Annotated in this window: 14 protein-coding genes; 11 read left to right on the top strand and 3 right to left on the bottom strand. The window is 62.3% G+C overall.

The genetic code is table 11. From position 1 onward, the window contains the following. The first annotated feature begins 118 nt into the window (after window positions 1–118). The 7 genes from AC1RMD_RS01525 to AC1RMD_RS01495 all read left to right on the top strand — a co-directional run bounded on the left by AC1RMD_RS01525 (window position 119) and on the right by AC1RMD_RS01495 (window position 6,275). Entirely contained in the window at window positions 119–808 is a 690-nt protein-coding gene (locus AC1RMD_RS01525) for a Crp/Fnr family transcriptional regulator (RefSeq protein ID WP_492922978.1), read from the top strand. Window positions 809–1,384: 576 nt separating this feature from the next. Further along, entirely contained in the window at window positions 1,385–3,199 is a 1,815-nt protein-coding gene (locus AC1RMD_RS01520; RefSeq protein ID WP_492922976.1) for an aminopeptidase P family protein, read from the top strand. Further along, window positions 3,196–3,453, top strand: a complete 258-nt coding sequence (locus AC1RMD_RS01515; protein WP_020704035.1) for a hypothetical protein — start codon at window positions 3,196–3,198, stop codon at window positions 3,451–3,453. Before AC1RMD_RS01520 ends, AC1RMD_RS01515 begins: the two co-directional genes overlap by 4 nt. Before the next feature lie 24 nt (window positions 3,454–3,477). Next, window positions 3,478–4,224, top strand: coding sequence for an MgtC/SapB family protein (locus tag AC1RMD_RS01510; protein ID WP_492922974.1), 747 nt, complete (start codon window positions 3,478–3,480; stop codon window positions 4,222–4,224). A gap of 11 nt (window positions 4,225–4,235) precedes the next feature. Then, window positions 4,236–4,853, top strand: coding sequence for a DUF924 family protein (locus tag AC1RMD_RS01505; protein WP_492922972.1), 618 nt, complete (start codon window positions 4,236–4,238; stop codon window positions 4,851–4,853). Continuing rightward, complete coding sequence (locus tag AC1RMD_RS01500) at window positions 4,853–5,677, top strand: Rossmann-like and DUF2520 domain-containing protein (protein WP_492922970.1); 825 nt, start codon at window positions 4,853–4,855, stop codon at window positions 5,675–5,677. Before AC1RMD_RS01505 ends, AC1RMD_RS01500 begins: the two co-directional genes overlap by 1 nt. 331 nt (window positions 5,678–6,008) lie before the next feature. Continuing rightward, entirely contained in the window at window positions 6,009–6,275 is a 267-nt protein-coding gene (locus AC1RMD_RS01495) for a hypothetical protein (RefSeq protein WP_492922968.1), read from the top strand. Between the two features lie 3 nt (window positions 6,276–6,278). Here AC1RMD_RS01495 and AC1RMD_RS01490 read toward each other — a convergent pair whose 3' ends face one another. Next, on the bottom strand, window positions 6,279–6,869 hold the full coding sequence (locus AC1RMD_RS01490; RefSeq protein WP_492922966.1) for a putative pterin-binding protein: 591 nt from the start codon (window positions 6,867–6,869) through the stop codon (window positions 6,279–6,281). Between the two features lie 42 nt (window positions 6,870–6,911). On the opposite strand from AC1RMD_RS01490, the gene AC1RMD_RS01485 reads away from it, so the two are divergent. Both AC1RMD_RS01485 and AC1RMD_RS01480 read left to right on the top strand, forming a co-directional pair. Further along, window positions 6,912–7,517 carry an alpha-ketoglutarate-dependent dioxygenase AlkB family protein gene (locus AC1RMD_RS01485; protein ID WP_492922964.1) on the top strand — a complete coding sequence of 202 codons (606 nt, stop codon included), beginning with the start codon at window positions 6,912–6,914 and terminating at the stop codon, window positions 7,515–7,517. A gap of 179 nt (window positions 7,518–7,696) precedes the next feature. Beyond that, window positions 7,697–8,296, top strand: coding sequence for an outer membrane beta-barrel protein (locus AC1RMD_RS01480; protein ID WP_492922962.1), 600 nt, complete (start codon window positions 7,697–7,699; stop codon window positions 8,294–8,296). Between the two features lie 53 nt (window positions 8,297–8,349). On the opposite strand, the gene ettA is transcribed toward AC1RMD_RS01480, so the two are convergent. Both ettA and rarD read right to left on the bottom strand, forming a co-directional pair. Further along, window positions 8,350–10,017, bottom strand: a complete 1,668-nt coding sequence (gene ettA, locus AC1RMD_RS01475) for an energy-dependent translational throttle protein EttA (RefSeq protein WP_492922960.1) — start codon at window positions 10,015–10,017, stop codon at window positions 8,350–8,352. A gap of 82 nt (window positions 10,018–10,099) precedes the next feature. Next, a complete protein-coding gene (gene rarD / locus AC1RMD_RS01470) occupies window positions 10,100–10,975 on the bottom strand; it encodes an EamA family transporter RarD (protein WP_492922958.1) in 876 nt (291 codons plus the stop codon). Window positions 10,976–11,202: 227 nt separating this feature from the next. Here rarD and AC1RMD_RS01465 point away from each other — a divergent pair, with 227 nt between their 5' ends. Continuing rightward, on the top strand, window positions 11,203–13,083 hold the full coding sequence (locus AC1RMD_RS01465) for a potassium transporter Kup (RefSeq protein WP_492922956.1): 1,881 nt from the start codon (window positions 11,203–11,205) through the stop codon (window positions 13,081–13,083). Window positions 13,084–13,200: 117 nt separating this feature from the next. Next, window positions 13,201–14,061 (top strand): FKBP-type peptidyl-prolyl cis-trans isomerase, encoded by an 861-nt coding sequence (locus AC1RMD_RS01460; protein ID WP_492922954.1) that lies wholly within the window; start codon window positions 13,201–13,203, stop codon window positions 14,059–14,061. Window positions 14,062–14,104 lie beyond the last annotated feature (43 nt).

Raw genomic sequence — 14,104 nt, 5'->3', positions numbered from 1 at the left:
CGTACTTGTTAAACTTCTGATACGGCAGCCTTTTTATGTGATGATATTAGCCTGCCGCCGACAAGCAGGTTGTCTTTTCGGCGACATTTGACCGAACTTTCCATATTGCGTTGCAATAATGCCTAATCGACATCAAATTACTCTCAAGGAAGCACTGCGCACAGCGATCTGGGCGCAGGGTCTGACGCCTGAACAAATGGCGCGCGTGGAGGCCGAGACCTTTGAAACTTTCGTTCCAAAGGGCGGTTATGTTTGCCGCAAGGGTGAAATGGTCGAGCATTGGCTGGGGATTATGGAGGGCATGGTCAAGATGACTAATTTCTCGGCGGCCGGTAAAAGCGTGTCATTTACCGGAGTGCCTCCCGGCGGCTGGTTTGGCGAGGGTTCGATATTAAAGCGGGAGATACTGAAATACGATGCGATGGCATTGCGCGACAGCCGTATCGCCCGCATGCCGATGTCCACTTTTCATTGGTTGCTCGATACCAGTCTGCCATTCACGCGGTTTTTATTGATGCAGTTGAATGAGCGGCTGGGGCAGTTTATCGGCATGGTGGAAAATGACCGCTTATTAAATCCCGATACCCGCGTGGCACGCTGTCTGGTTTCCATGTTTAATTCCCATCTTTATCCGGGATTGGAGAAACTGGTGCAGATATCGCAGGAGGAATTAGGTCTGTTATCCGGCGCCTCGCGCCAGCGCGCCAATCAGGCGTTGCAGCTGCTTGAGAAACAAGGCTTGTTAAGTCTTGATTATGGCGGCATCCGTATTCTCGATCTCGAAGGCCTGCGCCGCTACGAGGCGTGAATGCGCTGAGCCCCAATTGCCTGGGGTGAACTCCCTTCTCAAGCCACCAGCCTGGTCATACCCATGAGCACCGAAAGGCGCAGTCACGCCCGTTATTCATGCTAATTATTGGCGTGGTCGCGCCAAATTCCAGCTTTTGTCCGCTGCCGGGAGTCGATTGTGGCCGGCGTATCTATTGGGTATTGCCTGGTACTCCGCGTGACCATGAGTTATGGAAATTTATGAAATTGGCTTCTGAATTAATTCGCCGGAATAAACGAAATATTGTGGTGGTATCGAATGACAGTTAATTCGTCATTCCCGCGAAAGCGGGAATCCATACTTCAGCGCGCGGGATACTCGGCATGGGTTCCCGCTTTCGCGGGAACGACGGTTGTTTCTGGATTTTCTAATGGCCGGCTGCACGACAGTTGCCACTCGCACAGATTATTGCGAAACAGGTTGAACCATTGAGGTCTTTTGATTTGTCGCTTGCGCGACGGAAAATCGAAGTTCTAAACCTGTGCCCTGGGCAATCGCGGTATCATAGCGACAAGCCATGCCGCATCGGCGGCGCACCGGAAATTGACCTCAACCATGCATATTCCAGATACCTCCCACTTCGTCGAGCGCCTGGCGTTGTTGCGCGCGGCGATGCTTCAACATCAAATCGACGCACTGATCGTGCCGTCCGCCGATCCTCATTTGTCCGAATATCTGCCGGCCCGCTGGCAGGGCCGTGAATGGTTGTCGGGTTTTACCGGTTCGGTCGGTACTTTTATTATCACGCCGGAGTTTGCCGGCATCTGGACCGATGCCCGTTATTGGACCCAGGCCGAGCAGCAACTGGCCGGCACCGGCATTGCCTTGATGAAACTGACGTCCGGCGCCAGCGTGCAATATGTCGACTGGCTGGCCGCGAACCTGACGCCCGGCCAGACTGCGGCGGTCGACGGCGCGGTGCTCGGCCTGTCCATCGCCCGCCTGCTGGAAACGGCGCTGCGCGCGAAAAACGTCACGCTGCGCACGGATTTCGATCTGCTGGATCAAGTCTGGAGCGGCCGCCCCGCGCTGCCGGCCGCGCCGGTGTACGAACACCTGCCGCCGTTCGCAACGCAGTCCCGCGCTGAAAAACTTGTCAATTTGCGCACGACGATGCAGCAGCTGGGCGCGCAGAACCACCTGATCTCGACGCTGGACGATATCGCCTACCTGCTCAACCTGCGCGGCGCCGACGTCAATTACAACCCGATTTTCCTGTCGCACGCGCTGATCGGTCCGGCCAGCGCCACGCTGTTCGTCGCCGACGGCAAGATCTCGGCCGCGCTGCGCGCCACGCTGGCGGGGGATGGCGTCGATGTCGCGCCCTACCAATCGGCCGCCGCCGCGCTGGCCAAGCTGCCTGCCGACAGCACCTTGCTGATCGATCCGCGCCGCCTCACCTACGGCACGCGCCAGTGGATACCGGCCACGGTCCAGGTGATCGAGGCGATCAACCCGACCACTTTCGCCAAGTCGAAGAAAAGCGAGGCCGACGCGGCGCACGTGCGCGCCACCATGGAGCAGGACGGCGCCGCCCTGTGCGAATTCTTCACCTGGCTGGAGCAAACGCTGGCCGATCCGCAGCGCCCAGCGCTGACCGAACTGGCCATCGACCGTGAAATCACGGCGGCGCGCGCGCGCCGTCCGGGCTTCGTCAGTCCGAGCTTTTCCACCATCGCCGGCTTCCGCTCCAACGGCGCGATCATGCATTACCGCGCCACCGAAGCCCAGCACTCCGTCATCGAAGGGGACGGCCTGCTGCTGATCGACTCCGGCGGCCAGTATTTGGGCGGCACCACCGACATCACCCGCGTGGTCGGCGTCGGCGCCATCACGGCCGAGCACAGACGCGATTTCACGCTGGTGCTCAAGGGCGTGATCGCCCTGTCCTCGGCGCGCTTCCCGCGCGGGACCAAATCGCCGATGCTCGACGCCATCGCCCGCGCGCCGCTGTGGGCCGAAGGCATGGACTTCGGCCATGGCACCGGCCACGGTGTCGGCTACTTCCTCAACGTGCACGAAGGCCCGCAGTCGATTTCGCAATCGGCGATGCCGGAGCCGCACACCGCCATGGAACCAGGCATGATTACATCGATAGAACCGGGTCTGTACCGGCCCGGCAAGTGGGGCATCCGGATTGAAAACCTGGTGCTGAACCGTTCCGCGGGGCAGACCGAATTCGGCGAATTCCTCGATTTCGAGACGCTGACCCTGTGCCCGATCGACACCCGCTGCATCGAGCCCTCGCTGCTGCGCGACGACGAGAAACGTTGGCTGAACGACTATCACGCCACGGTGCGCCAGCGTTTGCGCCCGCTGCTGTCCGGCGCCGCGCTGGCCTGGCTGCACGCCCGCACGGAGGCGCTATGAGCGGCCGCGCAACCCGGGCCACGACGGCCGTCGACCGTCTCAAGGTCCGTAGTGGAAATGCCAAGTATTCGATGTCGCGCACCGGCAGCGGCCATTTCTTCCTGACCGAAGGCGCCGGCCAGCCGCCGCTGTGCGCGCCGCTGGAGCTCGACGATTTCGTCGCCTTCGTCAACGGCATTTCGCCGGGGCCGCCCCGGCGCGTCAGCAAGCTCGATGTCGCGTTCGAAAAACAGCTGGTTAAAAAAACACCGTAGCGCCACCATTGAAAGAGACCGCGCATGCCATCGATTGAATACCTGTTTGCCTACTGGTCTGCCCACGAAATCGCCATCAACGGCGTCATTTTGCTGAATTTGGTCGGTGCGCTGCTGCTTGGCCTGATGGTCGGCTACGAGCGTTCGTATCACGGCCGGGCGGCAGGCATGCGCACCTACGGCTTGGTATGCATGGCGTCCGCCGCGCTGACGGTGATCGGCGGCTACCCAGGCGACTGGTTCGGCGGCCAGGCTGGCCACACAGTGCTGACCTCCGACCCGACCCGCATCGTGCAGGGCATCGTCACCGGCATCGGCTTCCTCGGCGCCGGCGTCATCATGCGCGAAGGCTTTAATATTAGTGGCCTGACGACGGCGGCCTCGATCTGGGCGTCGTCGGTGATCGGGGTGATGGTCGGCATCGGCTTCTATCTGGGCGCGATGGGGCTGGCGGTGTTGTGCGCCGGCTCGATGATCTTTTTGAGTAAGCTGGAGGCCTGGCTGCCGTCGCGCCATGCGATTGCGATCACCATGCGCTTCAAGGCCGGATATCTGCCGCAGGAGCCGGCGCTGCGCGCGATGGCGCTGCAACGCGGCTATGAAATCGCCGGCGGCTCGCTGATGATAGGCAGCGACGGCGGCATGCAGGAATGGCGCTTCGTCGCCATCGCGCTGAGCAAGCGTAGCGGCGCGCCGATGTCGGTGCTGTCGGCCGAACTGGCGCAATTCGACGGCATCCACAGTTTTCAACTCTCGCACGCACGTAACTAAACACCATCAACATGAGCATGAACGAACAAGCCAGGGCAGTATTCGATTTCTGGTTCCAGCCTTCACCTGGGCAGGCCGCCGACGCGACGCGCCGCGAGTGGTTCCAGAAGAACGACGATTTCGACCGCGAGATCGCCAGCCGTTTCGGCACGCTGATCGAGCAGGCGCTGGCCGGTGGCCTGCATGCTTGGGACGCGGAAGGTCCGCAGTCGGCGCTGGCGCGCATCCTGGTGCTGGATCAGTTCTGCCGCAACGTCCATCGCGGCACGCCGCTGGCCTTCGCCGGCGACCCGCAAGCCTTGCAGGCGGCGCTTGATATGGTCGATGCGCGGCAGGACCTGGCGCTGCCGCCCTTGCAGCGCGCTTTTGTCTACCTGCCGTTCGAGCACGCCGAGGACCTGGCGATGCAGGAACAGGCCGTGGCCCTGTACACCCGCATGGCGGAGGCCGGGCGGGATACGACGTCGCCAGCCACCAGCCAGGCCATCGCCGGCATGCTCGATTTCGCCCAACGCCATCACGAGGTGATACGCCGCTTTGGCCGTTTCCCGCATCGTAACGCCATCCTGGGCCGCGCTTCGACGCCGGAAGAACAGGCGTTTTTGCAGCAGCCGGGGTCCGGTTTTTGATGGCGACACTCAACCTGATCGGCGCCGGCCATGTCGGCCGCGTGCTGGGACGTTTGCTGCTTACGCAGGCCGGCTTCCAGGTGCAGCAGGTGCTGACGCGCTCCGCCGCCTCGGCGCAGGCCGGCGTGGATTTCATCGGCAGCGGCGCGCCAGTGGAGCGTTACGATCAATTGCAGCCGGCCGACATGCATGTGCTGGCCGTCGGCGACGATCAGATCGTCGGCGCCTGCGCCGCGTTGGCGCAGGCGGTGCCGCTGAAGGGCAGCATCGTGTTCCATTGCAGCGGCGCGCTGGCGTCCGGCCAGTTGCAGGCGGCGCGCGACGCGGGCGCGCTGGTCGCCAGCGTCCATCCGATCCGCAGCTTTGCCGATCCGGTGGCGGTGGCTGCCCAATTCTCAGGCACCTTCTGCGGCATCGAGGGCGACGCCGCCGCGCTGGCCGTGTTGACGCCGGCCTTGCAAGCGATCGGCGCGCAAGCGGTGCCGATCGACGCCTCGGCCAAGACCGTGTATCACGCCGCCGCCGTCTTCGCCAGCAACTACCTGGTGACGGTGCTGGACGCCGCCTTGCGCGCCTACATGGCGGCCGGCATCCCGGAAGCGGTGGCGCGCCAGATGGCGCAGCCGCTGGCGACCGAGTCGATGGCCAATGTATTCCGGCTCGGCGCGGCCGCCGCGCTCAGCGGCCCGATCGCGCGCGGCGACATGGCGACTGTGGATCGGCAACAACGGGCGGTCGACCTGTGGGATAGATCAACCGGTGAACTTTACCGGGCGCTGGTGGCGCCCACCACCGATCTGGCGCGCCGAAAACGGCAGAAATAGCCCGCCGCGACGGTTACGCCTCTTATCTCCTTGCAAATTACTACTTAACAACTATATTTTAAGCAGGTGTATGCTTTTCCCGTGAGCGAGCGTTGCAGTTTTATTGGTACGAATTCACAAATAAGTGGCGGGATTAGTCGACAAACCACGGAATTAGCAATAAGCTTGTTTCCTAGAATGTTTTCTTGAAGAATCAAGCACTAAGCCGGCGCACCAATAGGATAGGGGTAAGAACATGTTATTTCTGAAGAGTACGACCGTCACGAAAGCGCCAGGGATTTACGACGTGGATATCGCCGCTAAACCACCCGGTAAGACTTTTGGTGTGTTCATGGCCACCGATCCGGACCATCCTCCGGCAGAAGTGCTGGCGGCGCTGGCGGCGATGGGTTTCAAGAACACCTACAGCGGCGGCTACACCCACAAGGACCGCGGCAAGGTGCTGGACCTGCACTTCCAGAAGGACGGCACCGACTTGTTCCAGGGCTGGAAAGCCGAAGAGATGGAAGCCAATATGGCCGCCATCACCGCGCTGTTTTCCGGCATCGGCATCACCATCGCTCCGCGAGTGATGACCCTGGCCGAAGCCTACGCTTAAGCCCTAGGCTTGCACCTCGATGTGATACAAGGCCCACGGGCAGGAACCGAACCGTTCTGCGAGCGGTTTGGCCGCCATCTCGGGGATCTTGTCGGCATCGTAGATCGCCCATAGCGGACCCAGTCCGCCCAGCGCCATCGCCGCGCCATCCAGATGGGTGGCGACGATGTAGCGCTGCGCGCGCGCCTGCGCCACGGTGACCGTGGCCGCGTAACCATCCACCGCACGCAACACCAGCTTGCCGCCATCGCCCAGCGCTGTGCCGGCCGCCTTCATCACGTCCAGCAGCAGCGGGCCGCGCAGCGTGTGCAGCTTGCCGTCGTATTCCAGCGTCGGCTGGATGGTGACGGCCGGCAGCGCGGCCAGCGCGGCGAAGTCGAAGGCATGCGCCTTGTCGAAACTGAGCTTTTGCTTGTGCATCATCTGGTCGCGCACCGGATCGAAACGGCCGCGGTTGACCTTGCCGACGGCGCCGGTCACGGTCAACAGCGCCGGTCCGGCGTTGTTCGTGGCGGCGGCGGCTTGCGAGGCGGGCAGGGTGGCGGCGGCCATGCCGGCCAACGCGGCGCGGCCCAGAAACTGGCGTTTTTTCATAGAGGTTCTCCTGTCTGACGTAGTGCCGGTATCATAACGCGCATGGACTTATTTGCCGACGACAATGCCTTGATGCCGATCCCGATCGAGGATGGCGAACTGTGGTTCCTGCAGCGGCTGGCGCTGGACCTGGCGCCGGCCGAGGCCATGCAGCGCCTGCTCGACGAAACCGACTGGCGCGAGGAACAGATCCAGGTCTGGGGCAAGCTGCACATGCAGCCGCGCCTGAGCGCCTGGCATGGCGACGCCCGCTACCGTTACTCCGGCAAGCTGTTCCATCCGCTGCCCTTCACACCGTTGCAGCTGCACATTAAACAGGCAGTGGAGCTGGCCACCGGCCGCCAGTTCAACAGCCTGCTGCTGAACTACTACCGCGACGAGCACGACCGCATGGGCTTCCATGCCGACAACGAGCCCACGCTGGGGCCGAATCCCGCCATCGCCTCGGTCAGCTTCGGCGCGGCGCGCACCTTCATTCTCAAGCACCGGACCCTGCCGAAGACCGTCAAGCTGGCGCTGGGCGACGGCTGCCTGCTGCTGATGGCGGGCAGCCTGCAGCATCACTGGCTGCACGGCATCAACAAGGAACGCGGGCCCAAAGGGCCGCGCATCAACCTCACTTTCCGCAATATTTTGCGCGAACCTTAAGTGTCTCTTAAGTTTGGTATAAGCCTATTTATGCCGGCCTTTATTCGGCTTACATCCTGTCACACTTCTTACTAAATCGGTGCGGACAGGTGTAGTCGTGAGTGCTATCTTGGCTCCATCGCACTTCAGAGAACTGCGATCCCAAGCAAGTCCAACACTCATTTTGCTGAAAGATCACGATGATGAAAAAAATTCTGTTCGCATTAGTTGCTTCCGCCGCCGCTCTGGCCGGCACCTCCGCTTATGCCGCCGATTTCGGCGACGACGCAGGCAGCGCCTACGTCGGCGCTGGCGTGCTGGGCAGCCGCTACAAGTTCGACGTGCCGAACGCCGTCAGCACTTCCGGCAACAGCGGCACCAAGGCCGCCGGCAAGATCTACGGCGGTTACAACATCGACAAAACCTGGGCGGTTGAAGGCGGTTACACCAACTTCGGCAAGCAAGACTACAACTACACCGTGAACGGCGCCGCCGGCCGCGTGCAGTCCGACGCGCATTCGTTCTACGTCGCCGGCAAGGGCACCTGGCCAGTGAACGAGCAGATTTCGCTGTTCGGCAAGCTGGGCGTGGCGCGCAACCACAACGCCGTCACCACCACCGGCATCGCCACCGCTAGCGGCGACGCCAACAAGAGCGCGCTGTATGCTTCGATTGGCGCCGAGTATGCGATCAGCAAGCAGGTGAAAGTCTCGCTGGAGTATGAAAACTACGGCAAGAACAAGGTCGACCTGGGCCGTAAGAACGGCGCGATCACCGCCGGCGTGCGCTACAACTTCTAAGTTCGGTTCACAACTATGAAAAAAGGCCACCTCATCGAGGTGGCCTTCGTCGTTTACACGGTCAGTGGCTTGTAGCGGATACGCTTGGGTTTCGCGCCTTCCTCGCCCAGACGTTTCTTCTTGTCGGCTTCGTATTCCTGATAGTTACCGTCGAAGAAGGTGACCTGCGAGTTGCCTTCGAAGGCCAGGATGTGGGTCGCGATACGGTCCAGGAACCAGCGATCGTGCGAGATCACCAGCACGGAACCGGCGAACTCCAGCAGCGCATCTTCCAGCGCGCGCAGGGTCTCCACGTCCAGATCGTTCGACGGTTCATCCAGCAGCAGCACGTTGCCGCCCTTGAGCAGCGTCTTGGCCAGGTGCAGGCGGCCGCGTTCACCGCCGGACAGGTTGCCGACGATCTTCTGCTGGTCCGAACCCTTGAAGTTGAAGCGGCCCAGGTAGGCGCGCGACGGCATGTCGAAACGGCCGACGCTGAGCATGTCGGCGCCGCCGGACACGTCCTCGAACACGCTCTTGCTGTCGCTGAGCGTGTCGCGGCTCTGGTCCACCAGCGAGATGCGGGCGGTCTGGCCGATCACCACTTCGCCGCTGTCCGGCTTGTCGAGGCCGGCGATCATCTTGAACAAGGTCGATTTACCGGCGCCGTTCGGGCCGATGATGCCGACGATGGCGCCCGGCGGTATCGTGAACGACACATTGTCGATCAGCAGGCGGTCGCCAAACGCTTTCGACACGTTCTTGAACTCGATCACTTCGTTGCCCAGACGCTCGGCCACAGGGATGAAGATCTCCTGGGTCTCGTTGCGCTTCTGGTATTCGTACTCGCTCAGTTCGTTGAAGCGGGCCAGGCGGGCCTTGGACTTGGCCTGGCGCGCCTTCGGATTCTGGCGCGACCATTCCAATTCCTTTTGCAGCGCTTTCTGGCGCGCCGACTCGGTCGATTCTTCCTGCTTCAGGCGGTTGGACTTCTGGTCCAGCCACGACGAGTAGTTGCCCTTCCATGGGATGCCATGGCCGCGGTCCAGCTCCAGGATCCATTCGGCGGCGTTGTCGAGGAAGTAGCGATCGTGGGTGATGCCGACCACGGTGCCCGGGAAGCGCAGCAGGAATTGTTCGAGCCATTCGACGGACTCGGCGTCCAGGTGGTTGGTCGGTTCGTCGAGCAGCAGCATGTCCGGCTTGGACAGCAGCAGCTTGCACAGCGCCACGCGGCGCTTTTCACCGCCGGACAGCACGCCGATCTTGGCTTCCCAAGGCGGCAGGCGCAGCGCGTCGGCGGCCATTTCCAGTTGCAGGTTCAGGTTGCCGCCGTCGGAGGTCGAGATGATCGCTTCCAGACGCGCCTGCTCGGTGGCGAGGGCGTCGAAGTCGGCGTCTTCCTCGGCGTAGGCGGCGTACACGGCTTCCAGCTTGGCTTGCGCTTCAAACACTTCGCCCAGGCCAGATTCGACTTCCTCGCGCACGGTTTTTTCGGGATCGAGCTGCGGTTCCTGCGGCAGGTAGCCGATGTTCAGGCCCGGCATCGGCACGGCTTCGCCCTGGATGTCGGTGTCGATGCCTGCCATAATTTTCAGCAAGGTCGATTTACCGGAGCCGTTCAGGCCCAGCACGCCGATTTTCGCGCCCGGGAAGAAGGACAGCGAAATATCTTTCAGAATCTGGCGCTTGGGCGGGACGATTTTGCCCACCTTGTTCATGGTGTAGACGTAATTTGCCATTGAGAATCTCAGTAAGAATTTTTTAATTGCGTAGAAACGCAAGGAAGGACGACAGGATACGATAAATCCCGCCGCCCGCCCACTATTTAGCGCGTTTGCCGGCCCACAGTCCCTCGGCCACGTACAGCGCCAGCGCGCTCCAGATGATGGCGAAGCCGATCAGCCGCGCCGGCGGGAAGCCTTCGTGGAACACCCACACGCCCAGCAGCGCCTGCATGGTGGGCGACAGGTATTGCAGCAGGCCCAGCACCGACATCGGGATCTTGCGCGCGCCGGCCGCGAACATCACCAGCGGTATCGCGGTGATCGGCCCGGCCGCCGCCAGCAGCCAGCGGGTGCTGTCGTACGGGGTGTCGATGAAGGTGTTCTGGCCATGCAAGGTCAGCCACACCACATACACCAGCGCCAGCGGGAACAGCAGCATGGTCTCCAGCGACAGCCCTTCCAGCGCCGCCAGCGCGGCGGTCTTGCGCAGCAGGCCGTAGCAGCCGAAGGTCAGACCCAGTATCAGGGCGATCCACGGCACCTGGCCGGCCGACCAGGTCAGCCACAGCACGCCGCTGGCCGCCACGGCGATGGCGATCCACTGGCCGCGGCGCAGTTTTTCCTTCAGCACCAGCAGTCCCAGCAGCACATTGATCAGCGGATTGATGAAGTAGCCCAGGCTGGCGTCGATGACGTGGCCATTGTTGACCGACCAGATGTAGACGAACCAGTTCGCCGTCAGCAGCAGCGCGGAGGCGACAAAGCTGGCCAGCACGCGCGGATTGCGCAGCACCTTCGGCAACCATTTCCATTGCTGGCGCGCGGTCAGCACCAGGCCCAGGAACAACAGCGACCACAGCATGCGGTGCGCCAGGATTTCCATCGCCGGCACCTCGCCGATGGCGTGGAAATACAGCGGGAACAAACCCCAGCAAAAGAACGCAAATGTGGCGTAAACAATACCTATGTTCATGGGGATGGACGGCGGGGCGGAGGGCAAGGTCTGCCATTATCGCCGAAATGGCGCGCCGCCGCTGCCGGGCCCGCCGCCGCGCCTGCCGCCGAACTCGCGCTTCAGCCCGCACCAGCGTACACTGGCGATATTGAATTTTTGGAATGTCCTTCCATGCGAAAATCTCCTTGCCTTTTGCAAATACTTATCCTATTGTGCAATGCACCAAAACAACAACAGGTGCAATCTTGACCGAGCAACATAAGAAAAGCAGCCTCGTCGCACTGACGCTGGCTGCGATAGGCATCGTCTACGGCGACATCGGTACCAGTCCCCTCTACACCCTCAAAACCATCTTCGCTCCCGAGCACGGCCTGGCGTTGAACGAGTTCAACCTGCTGGGCATCATTTCCCTGATTTTCTGGGGCTTGACGATGATCGTCTCGCTCAAATACGTCACGCTGGTGCTGCGCGCCGACAACCGCGGCGAGGGTGGCGTCATGGCGCTGATGGCGCTGGTGCTCAATTCGGTCAGCAAGGCGGCGCCGCGCTGGCACTATCCGCTGATGCTGCTGGGCGTGTTCGGCGCCACCATGTTCTACGGCGACAGCGTCATCACGCCGGCCATCTCGGTGCTGAGCGCGATGGAAGGCCTGGAAGTGGCAGCGCCGGGGCTGGGACAATACGTCGTGCCGCTGACCATCATCGTACTGGTCACGCTGTACGCGGTGCAACGCCACGGCACGGCCGGCATCGGCCGCCTGTTCGGCCCGGTGATGATGGTGTGGTTCGCCGCGCTGTCCGTCATGGGCCTGGTCAACATCATCGAAGCGCCGCAGATTTTGTGGGCGCTCAATCCGTGGAACGCCTTCCGCTTCATGCTGCAGAACCGCATGATCGCCTTCGTCGCGTTGGGCGCGGTGGTGCTGGCCTTCACCGGCGCCGAGGCGCTGTACGCGGACATGGGCCATTTCGGCAAGAAGCCGATCCGCGCCGCCTGGTTCCTGGTGGTGTTCCCCGCGCTGGCGCTGAACTACCTGGGCCAGGGCGCGCTGCTGCTGGTCCACCCGGAAGCCATCTCGAATCCCTTCTTCCAGCAGCTCGGCGCGTGGAGCGTCTACCCGCTGGTGGTGCTGTCGACGATGGCGACCGTGATCGCCTCGCAGGCCACCATCTCCGGCACCTTCTCGATGACCAAGCAGGCCATCGCCCTGGGCCTGCTGCCGCGCATGCGCGTGGTGCATACCTCCGAGCGTGAAATCGGCCAGATCTACATCCCGGCCGTCAACTGGCTGCAATTGGCGGTGGTGCTGCTGGCGGTGATCGGCTTCGGCTCGTCGGACAAGCTGGCCGGCGCCTACGGCATCGCGGTGACGGCGACCATGCTGGCCACCACCTTCCTGACCTTCTTCGTCACCCGCTACCGCTGGCACATGCCGCTGGCGCTGTGCCTGGCCGCCACCGGCTTCTTCATCATCATGGACATCATGCTGTTCTCGGCCAGCACGCTCAAGCTGTTCCACGGCGGCTGGTTCCCGCTGCTGCTGGGCGCCGTGCTGTTCACCGTGATGCTGACCTGGAAGCGCGGCCGCGAGCTGGTGTTCCAGAACTTGCAGAAGCACGCGATCCCGCTGGAAGACTTCCTGGCCTCGCTGTTCGTGGCGCCGCCGACGCGGGTCTACGGCACCGCCATCTTCCTGCGCGGCGAGAGCGACGGCGTGCCGCACGCGCTGCTGCACAACCTGTCGCACAACAAGGTGCTGCACGAGCGCGTGGTGTTCTTCACGGTGCACGTGGTGGAGGAACCGTTCGTGCCGGAGGCCGAGCAGGTCAAGGTCACGGACCTGGGCCACCAGTGCTACCAGGTGAACGTCCACTACGGCTTCAAGGACGAACCGGACATCCCGAAAGCGCTGGCCCTGTGCGATTGCCTCGGCCTGCCGTTCGAGATGATGGAGACCTCCTTCTTCATCGCTCGCCAGACGGTGATCTCGACCCCCGGCGCCGGCATGGCGACCTGGCGCGAGCACCTGTTCGTGGCGATGTCGCGCAACGCCCGCGGCGCCGCCGACTACTACCAGATTCCCACTAATCGCGTGATCGAACTTGGCACGCAAGTGGAAATTTAAGCACACCTGCGGCGCTAAAAGATGTAACCGAATGTAGCGCCCGGAGCGGAAGCGGCATGGTCTGCTAAACTTCTGCTCCGAATGTGGGACCAATACGAATACTCATCAAAGGTAATCATGAAATCGATGTTTCAATATATTGCTGCCGTTGCCTGCGTAGCGGCCCTGACGGCCTGCGGCGGCGGATCGAAAGCCCCGGTGGCGGTGGTTGTGGTGCAACCGGCGTTCAAACTGACCGATACCGTGGTCGGCACCGGCGCCGCCCCCAAGGCGGGCGACATTGTGGTGATCAACTTCACCGGCTATCTGTATGACTCGACCAAGTCCGATTTCAAGGGCGCCAAAGTGGAAAGCTCGGTCGATACCGGCAAACCGGCCACGCCGTTCACGGTGGGCCTGGGCGCGGTTCCGGTGGGCTGGGACCAGTCCGTCCTCGGCGTAGCGCCTGTCGCCGCCATGAAAATAGGCGGCAAGCGCACCGTGATCCTGCCGGCCAACCTGGTGTACGGCGCCGGCACGCGCGCTGTGCCGAGTCCTAACCCGTACGGCTACGCGGCGATTCCCGCCAATTCGCCGATGGTCTATGATTTCGAGCTGGTTGATGTCATCCCGGGCGTCACAATCCCCAACGTTCCGCCACTGCCGACGCTGCAAAAGGTCGATACCGTGATCGGCACCGGCGTCACTGCGTCAGCCGGCCAGACCGTGACTGTAAATTACACGCTGTATCTGTACGATGGCACCCGTGCGGACCGTCGTGGCCCGCAGGTAAGTACCACCGGCCAGACGCCGACTGACTTTGTACTGGCAGATGGCAAGGTCATCACCGGCTGGATCCAGGGCGTTCCCGGTATGCAGGTTGGCGGCAAGCGCACGCTGACTATCCCGCCCGACCTCGGCTATGGTGCGGTGGCGAAGGACGGCATTCCTGCCAACTCGACGCTGATCTTCGATATCGTTCTGGTGGGCGTTAAGTAAAACAGCCAGTACAAAAAAAGCAGCCAACTTCTTGGCTGCTTTT

Source organism: Duganella sp. GW822-FHT06D06 (genome assembly GCF_058799615.1).
The sequence above is the reverse complement of the archived record's forward strand: the minus strand, read 5'-3'. Positions and strand labels throughout refer to the sequence as shown.